Origin of the sequence: Oceanobacillus luteolus, assembly GCF_023715655.1 — a bacterium.
Classification (GTDB): Bacteria; Bacillota; Bacilli; order Bacillales; family Amphibacillaceae; genus Oceanobacillus; species Oceanobacillus luteolus.
Genome location: NZ_JAMBON010000099.1, coordinates 1 through 1,889 on the forward strand (window position 1 = coordinate 1; position 1,889 = coordinate 1,889).

Genomic DNA, 1,889 nt, shown 5'->3' on the forward strand with positions numbered 1-1,889 from the left:
ATCGAGTAGGAGGAGGCGATTAACCTCCGTCCTCTCACACCACCGTACGTACGGTTCCGTATACGGCGGTTCAATCAAGATTGATAACGCAAGAATTTATAACGGTCGTGTAGACCTCTGAGCCCTTGGCGACTCCAGTAGGAGTTGCCAAGGGTTCGTTGTAAAATTGGACTTTTCGCGATTCTCCAATAGGCTTTCCGACTGTTTCCCCATTCATAAGCTTGCCAATGGGGCACTCCTAACTTCATTAGGTTACGAGTCTTCGTCTTCGGTTTCTTCCATGCCTTCCATAAGCACATGCGGAGCCTTCGACGTATCCACCCATCCAGACTTTTAAAGATAGATGGCGTGTCTGCCAATGCGAAATAGCCGCACCAGCCCGTTAGGTATTGATTCAGCTTCTTCAGTCGATAATCCATCGAGTATGGCATCCTTCTTGAAGTGATTTCCCTTACTTTCAACTTCATTCGTTCTAAACTCTGTTTTGCTATACGTACCTTTGGCTCTCTCGACGAGGTAAAGCTGAAGCCAAGGAATTTTCGTCTCCAAGGACGGTCGACTGCTGACTTCTGTTCATTCACCTTCAACCGAAGCTTGCCTTCGATGAACCGTTGGATGCTCATCATGGTACGTTCACCCGCACGCTTAGACTTCACGTATATGTTACAGTCATCCGCATACCGAACGAATTTATGCCCCCTTGTTTCTAATTCTTTATCTAGTTCATCCAAGACAATGTTAGAAAGCAATGGGCTCAACGGACCTCCTTGCGGAGTTCCTTCTTCAGTAATTGAAACCACTCCGTTAATCATGACACCCGCCTGAAGATACTTGCGGATTAGCTTCAAGAGTGATTTATCGCTAATTCTTTTCGCAAGTGTGTTCATGAGTCGGTCATGGTTCACCTTATCGAAGAACTTTTCTAAGTCCATGTCCACTACCCATCTGTAACCATCTTTGATATATCCCTTAGCTTTCCGGACCGCATCATGGGCACTCCGATTCGGTCGGAATCCATAGCTGTGTTCAGAAAATGTTGGATCATATATCGTGGATAGTACTTGGGCAATCGCTTGTTGAATTAAACGGTCTGTCACGGTTGGGATACCTAGTAACCGAACGCCGCCGTCAGGTTTCGGGATTTCGACCCTGCGGACTGGCATCGGTTCATAGGTACCTTGGAGAATCGCTTCTTTTATGGAAGGCCAATTTTCGAGAATGTGCTGACGTAGGTTTTGTACGGGCATCATGTCTACTCCGTGGCTTCCTTTATTCTGTTCGACTCGTTTGAGTGCGAGAAGCATATTCTGTCGTGATAGAATTTGATTCAAAAGCATCGTTACTCTTCCTTCCGTGAATAGCTTATCCTCTTATGCCAGCGGTCACTCCACCCTCCTAGAGGACCCCAACGGGATTCACCGTCTCTTTCCTCTAGTGAGGTACTGCGTTTTCTGTGTTCACCATGACTCACTGAATGTAAAGGGCTATTCTCTCTCAATTGTTCCGTCCTTCCGAATCGTTCTAGACCGATTCGTACTATGACTTCTGCTGACTCCTGATGGTTCAGCTACCTATCGCTAGGCAGGTTATGAAGGGTACTTCACGTATCCATCAGGCCTCCCCGGGTAAGGATATAATCTTTCCTTCCATCTATCCGCTTCATTTACTCTGTATCACCTTTGGCAGAAAGGACTTTGTTTTGTTGTGCAAACTCACCCAATGATACCTAGCCTTATATGAAATTCGTGTTCCTCGGACCGGAAGTTTGCCGCCCGCTTCCTTCAGATTCCGCGTCGCCACGGACACCCTTGCGTTAAGCTAACCACTACTTCTGCCTTCATGGCTCGGGACTCTCACCCTAGAGATTACACCCATGCCGGGCGCACACA

At 47.2% G+C, this 1,889-nt stretch carries 1 protein-coding gene; it reads right to left on the minus strand.

Going from position 1 to position 1,889, the window contains the following annotated elements; genetic code table 11:
* Positions 1–74: 74 nt before the first annotated feature.
* A complete protein-coding gene (gene ltrA / locus M3210_RS19775; RefSeq protein WP_251517991.1) occupies positions 75–1,337 on the minus strand; it encodes a group II intron reverse transcriptase/maturase in 1,263 nt (420 codons plus the stop codon).
* Between the last annotated feature and the right edge of the window lie 552 nt (positions 1,338–1,889).